Raw genomic sequence first — 6,142 nt, 5'->3', positions numbered from 1 at the left:
GCGCCGATGTGGGTGAGGCCGGTGGTGGTGTCGCGGGTTTTGCCGAGGAAGCCCTTGTCGTCGGGCCAGGGGCCGTAGAGGGGCGTGCCGCGGTCGGCACCGAAGGGGGTGGTGTAGCGCTTGGTGAAGGCCTGGGCGGTGTCCGGGCTGATCGCCAGCGTAGATGTGCCGTGGTGGTCGCCGGTGAGATAGGTGAGTTTGTTGGTGCCGGATTCGTTGGAGCGGACGGCGGCGGTGACAGCGCCAGCTGTGTAGTAGCGCTGGGCCCAGGTGGTGCCGTTGACGCGGAGGTGGAGTTCGGTGGCGCCGGCGTAGAGGATGCGTTCGCCGTTCTTGGTGGCGCGGATGAGCAGGGTGCCGTCGGCGGCGTAGAGGTAGTCGGTGGACGTTGCGTTCTCGGTGAGCTTGGTCAGCTTGCCTTCGGGTGACCAGTCCAGTTCCTGGGTGGCTGTGGTGCCTGGGCGGTGCCTGGTGTTGCCGGTCGTGTCGTAGTCGTAGGTGCGCTGTGGGCTGGCGCAGTCGGCCTTGGTGGTGGTGCCGGTCAGGGTGTGGGGCTGCTTGGCATTGGTGTAGCAGTAGGTCGTCTTCGTGTCGCCGCTGCTCTGGTGGACCGTCTCACTGGTGCGCTGGCCCGCGGTGTTGTACGTGTAGCTGGTCCAGTACGGGGCCGGGCCCGACAGGCTGGAGGCGTTCGGGGCGTCGGAGCACTTCTGGGAGGCCGGGGTCCAGGCTTCGGTGAGGCGCTGGTGGCCGTCGTAGGCGAAGCACTGGGTGTCGGGCGAGCTGGTGCCGCCGAGTGTGGTGGGGTCGCTGATGGCGGTGACGTTGCCGGTCTGGTCGTAGGTGTAGTTGAGGTCCTGCAGCATGTACGGGCGGGTCTGGTCCTTGACATAGCTGCGGAGCAGGCGGCCGGTGCCCTCCTCGTAGCTGTTTTTGACGTAGACGTTCTTGTTGCCTGTGCCGCCGGTGCCCAGGGTGAGCTCCTCGGGCTGGGTTAGGGCCGAGTAGGAGACGTTGTTCAGGTAACCGGTCGACCCGCCGATGGAGGTCAGGTTGCCCAGGCCGTCATAGGTGAAGCCGATGATCTCGGACGGCAGGCCACCGAGTGCGGGTTGCTTGTCGTACTGCTGGGTGCCATCGATGTTGTAGTACGTCTCGAACGCCAGCGTGGACGGTGCGCCGGCCTTCACGAACGGGTCGCTGGCCGGCAGTTCCAGTTGGGTCGCGGTGGCCCGATCGAGGCTGTCGTAAGCAGTGACGGTCTGGGTGTAGGCCGCTCCCGTCTTGCCGCCGACGTAGCGGGTGGAGGAGGTGGGCAGGCCCTTGAGGACCGTGTCGTAGGTGTAGCCGGTGAGCTGGTTGGCGTCCGTTTTCGACCCGGTCCAGGTGCCGGTGGCGCGACCCAGTTCGTCGTAGGCGGTCAGGAGCGACGTGCCGCGTGAGTCGGTGGACTTGATGATCTGGTCGAGGGCGTTGTACTCGGTGGTTGTGGTGCCCTTGTCCGGGTCACCGGTGCTGATCTGGCGACCGAACAGGTCATAGTCATAGGTCCACTTGGCGCCGTCCGGACCTGTGATCGACTTCTGCTGGCCGTCCAGGGCGTAGGTGAACTTCGTGAAGGTGTACGACGCGCCAGGGCCGGTGCCGAAGCCGCTGTCGGCCGGGCTGGTGCTCGCGTACTCCCGGCTCTCCGTGGTCTGACCGCGCACGTCCGTGATCGTGCGCCGGGCGGAGCCGCCTTCAAGGGCGGTGGTCGCGACGGAGTCTCCGGTGTAGGTCGTCGTGGTGGACCACTTCTTGACGCCGTAGACGTACAGGCTGCTGGTCGTCGCCCTGCCCGCCCCGTCGAACACCGTCTGCGTCTGGGTGGGGGCCTCGCCGTACTCGGCGCGGGTGTAGGTGCTGTTGGGCGTGCTGGAGGTGTCGAAGATGTCCGCGTATGTGTCGTACGCGAGGCCGCGGGTGTCGTAGCGGGTGTCGGTCAGCAGGCGGCCGCCCCGCGGGGTGGGCGACTGCGTCTGCAGCGGACGCAGGAGGGAGTCGTAGAGCGTGTAGCTCGTGTTGTAGGTGTTGCCGTCCCTCTTCAGGGTCGAGGTCGACACCCAGGATGGCTTGGTGTTGTTCAGGTGGTAGGCGAACGTAGTGTTCGGGGCCTGGCTGCCACGAACCCGGTTCGGCAGCCACACCTCGGTGAGCCGGCCGAGCGCGTCGTAGTTCAGCTCGGTCTTCTTCAAGTTGAGGTCGTAGCTGCGCAGCGGCTGGCCGCGGCGTGGGTCCAGGAAACTGGTGGTCTTGTACTGCTTGGGTTCGAAGGTGGTGATGGTCTTGGTCAGCGGTCCCGCGTCCGCGGGCGTGTACGCCGTGGACGTCTTGTGTCCTGCCGCGTCTGTGACGCTCAGTGTGCGGCCGAGGGTGTCGTAGCTGCTGGTGGCCACGGTCTGCCAGCCTGTCGGCAGCCTCTCGCCGCCCGGGTCGGCGGTGGCCGCGTAGCCGGTGGCACGGCCGGCCCAGGTGGCCTCGCCCCGAGTAGGCTTCTGCGTCGCCGACCAGGCTGTGGCGTTCGGCGTGTCGTAGACGGTGGCGGTGTCCGACAGGACGTCGCCACCCGTGGCGGAGGTGACCGGAAGGCTGAGGTTGGATTCCGTGATGGAGCAGGCCCGGCCGACGGTGCGGGTACGGGAAGCCAGGCCGGTAATGCCGACTGCGTCGTTGCGTGCGTACCAGGTGCGCGTGCAGGTCTCGTCACCGCCGGTGCCGGCATCCCCGGAGTCGCTGACGCTGGCGGGCATGCCGTAGTCGTCGAAGGTGGTGCTGACGGAGCGGGTGCGCCACGTCTTCGAGGCGGTGAGGTAGGCGTACGTGCTGGCCTTGCCGGTGCGTACGTAGCGGGCCACGTGATCGGCGGCATCGGGCGCGTTCTGCCGGGCGGTCTCCTTGGACCAGGGGTCGTTCACCGTCGCCGAGATCGGCGTGGCGCCGTCGTAGGTGACCTGCTCGCGAAGCTGGCCCGCATACTGGTTGCTGTCGGTGACCGAGGCCGCGCCAAGGTCGGGTGCCGCCAGCGGGGCAACGGTGACGGATTTGGTGGTGCCGTCCTTGTTCTTGTCCCCGTGCATGCCCTGCAGGTAGAGCGAGACCGTCCTGGAACGCGTCGTGCTCGTCGCACCGGTCCACGCGGTGACCTGGCGGTAGCCCCGCCAGTCCGACCAGGTGCGCTCGCCCTTCGGCGTGAACGGGTCGTCGCTGTGGTGCCAGGCCGCACCGCTGTAGGAGTAGGCGTACTCGACCGCCTCGTTGTCCGCGGCCGGGTCGGAGACGGTCACGGCCAGCACCCGGTACTTTTGGAACCAGTCGATCGAGGCATCCGAGGAGCCGTTGATGTGCCAGAACTGCGGGTAGCAGGAACGGGTGTTGGTGTCCGGTGCCGCGTTCAGTACCTGGCTGCGCACACATTCGGGAGCCGACGTGGTCACCGTGGTGATGGCGCCGGTCTCGGAGGTGACGGTCGAGATACGGGGCCGGGTCAGCGGCAGGATGTCATCGGTGGCGTCTACCCGATTGGGCCGCATCTGGTACGTGAACGAGATCGGGTTGAGGCCGATGCTCGTATCACCCGCCTTACCAGTGCGTTTGAGCGACTTCAGCGTGAGCACCTGGTCGGAGCTGTCCCCGATGTCCCCGCCGTCCAGGTACTCCTGGGTCAGCGCCCAGGAGTCCACCGGGTCGTATACACCGCTGGTGACGTTGTAGGAGACAGTGTCGATTCCGGTCAGGCGCTTGCGGGTGAAGAAGGCCGGGCCGGCCGCGTTGCAGTCGGAGCCGTCCTTGGAGCAGATCGCGTCGAACGGCACGTCCGGCCAGTTCTTGGCGGTGTCCTTCGTCAGGCTGGAGCAGTTGGAGGCAGTGCAGCGCTCGGCGTGGTCGAAGGTGACCTTCGCGTCCGCCTTGTCCGCGAACAGGGCGCCCTTGCGCAGCCCGTACTCGATCCGGGTGAGGTAGCCGCCCCGGGTATAGGAGGCGTTGGCGGTCTTCGACTTGTTCTTCTTGTAGTAGTTCGATTCCTTCGTGTACCAGTACGTGGCCGCGTTGCCCCGGGTGTCCTCGATATAGTCGAGGTTCCACCGCCACGCCTGCGTGAGAGCACGGTCGGCGAAGGCACTGCCGCCCGAGTAGCCGGGCTCGCCGGCGTCGTCGCCGAACACGGGCACCGCCCATGTGGAGTTGGTGCGCTGGGCGCCGGCGCCGTCCAGCTTGTTCAGGCCGAACACGTACTTCGTGCCGTCGCCGGTGGTGACGGTCCAGTACTCACCGTTGTCGTCGTCGTTGTCGGCTCCGGTGGAGCGCGTCACCTTCGAGGCGTCGTCGTTCTCCAGTCGCCACTGCCCGGTAGCGTCGTCCTTGACCAGGCGGGTCGACTTGCCGTTCAGCACCAGACGGGCGTTGTCGTACTTCCAGCACAGATCGAAGACCTCCGGATGCCCGTCGTCGTCGCAGGAGCCGTAGGTGCGCTCAATGTAGGACTCGCTGAGCGCGAAGCCCTCACCCACCGACGTGCCCTGGTTGTTGGTGGTCGCCGTCCGTCCGTCGACGCTGCCCGAGTCGTACGACAGCGACAGCGACGGCGTCGGGCCGGCCGCCGCGGGCGGCATGGTGAAGTCGTACGACCAGGTAAAGGACCCCGAGCTGCCGCCGGCCTGCCAGGACGAGGACGATGACAGCGGCGTCGCCGAGTAGTCCCCGGTTCCCTTCGGTGACTGCCCGGACCCGGCGTCGGCGGCGGTGACCGCGAGCACCGTCACTCCACCGCCGGCACTGTCCGCGCGTAGGAGCTGCTTAGACGTTCCGCTTGCCGCTCCGCCCAGGTGCACCTTCGCCGATACCGACTGGTGCGCGACGTCGTTGTCGGACGTCAGCGGTCGCTGGGTGCGGCATTCGGGTTTCTGCGGGGACGTCAACGCACAGGCGGGCAACTGCACCAGACGCAGCCGCTGCGACCACCCGCCGCCGATCGCCGAGGCGAAGCCGCTGTAGTCGACGCTCACCTCGGCGGTGCCCGCCGTGTCGGCCTCGGCCGTCAGCAGTACACCTGTGACTCCCGCCATCCGGGCGGCCCTCTGGTCCAGCACGTTGATCCGTGCCGTGCCGCCGGCCGCGGCCTGGGCCTTCGCGCTCCCGCCGGGTACCGAGCTCACCATGATGGGCACACCACCCGGCGAGGCGTTGGCCGTCCTGCCACCGGTGAGCCTGAGCGTGGCCTCGCCCTGCTTGGGCCAGGCAGCCTTCTGCTCCGTCCGGGCTTTTCTGGCCTGAGCCGTGTTGGCCTTCTTGTCCCGGGCGACCTTCTGTCGCGCCTTCTTCGCGCCCGGCCCCTCGAACACCTGGACCTTGCTTACCCGGGGCTTGGGCACATCAGGCCGTCCAAGGCCCCCCGATGTCGTGGCTTCGGCTACCTGTGCCAGCCCCATGGGAACCACCAGCGCGAGGGCGATCGACTGCACCAGCAGCCGGCCCGCGCGATGCCGTGCGGCTCCTGCACGTCGCCGTCTTGAGGTGCCTATGCCAAAGACCATCGTTTTCGCCCCGCCCAGTCCCGTAGAAAAGAAGTCCAGTCGTTTGCAGAACACCGGGTCTGCCGCACCCCCGGGGTGAGGACAGCTGCCTCAAGGGCTGCCCTCACCCCTTCCACGGGTCAGTCACCCACGGTTTCCTCGATCTGCTGCCCATCGGCCATCGCGCCGGCCCACAGGCGTACCTCTGCCACCTGGCCCGGAAGGAAGTGCCGCCATGCCCCTGCGGTGAAGCCCTTGCCGACAGCGAAGTCGCCCGAGCCGGCCTTCGCGGTGAACGCGCGGGGTTCGCCGTTCTGCATGTATCCCAGATAGAGGCTGATCGTGCCTGTCGTGCCTGCCTGGGCATCGAAGACGCCGGTCAACCGGACCATGCCGTCCACCAGTGCGCTCTCGTCGGAAGTCACGGCGCTGAACGTCCCGTCCGCGTTGAGCCGACCGAAGCGCCAGAAACCGACGGGCACGGTCTTCTCCTCGAACGTGTCCTCATCCAGCACGGTCTGCTTGCCTGTCAGCTCGTACCAGAGCCCCCATGCCGAACCGTCCGCCGTACGCTGCCCGAGCACCTGCCCGGT

At 67.5% G+C, this 6,142-nt stretch carries 1 protein-coding gene and 1 pseudogene; both read right to left on the bottom strand.

Translation table 11 applies throughout. The features are described from left to right. A partial coding sequence (locus RH94_RS18770) for an RHS repeat domain-containing protein (RefSeq protein ID WP_107428759.1) occupies positions 1–5,570 on the bottom strand: 5,570 nt, incomplete at its 3' end. Between the two features lie 119 nt (positions 5,571–5,689). After that, positions 5,690–6,142: pseudogene (locus RH94_RS18765) on the bottom strand (LamG domain protein jellyroll fold domain protein); the annotation flags it as partial.

Origin of the sequence: Streptomyces kebangsaanensis, from assembly GCF_001906585.1 — a bacterium.
GTDB classification, from domain to species: Bacteria; Actinomycetota; Actinomycetes; order Streptomycetales; family Streptomycetaceae; genus Streptomyces; species Streptomyces kebangsaanensis.
Note: the sequence above shows the minus strand (reverse complement) of the source record. Positions and strands in the feature narration are given on the sequence as shown.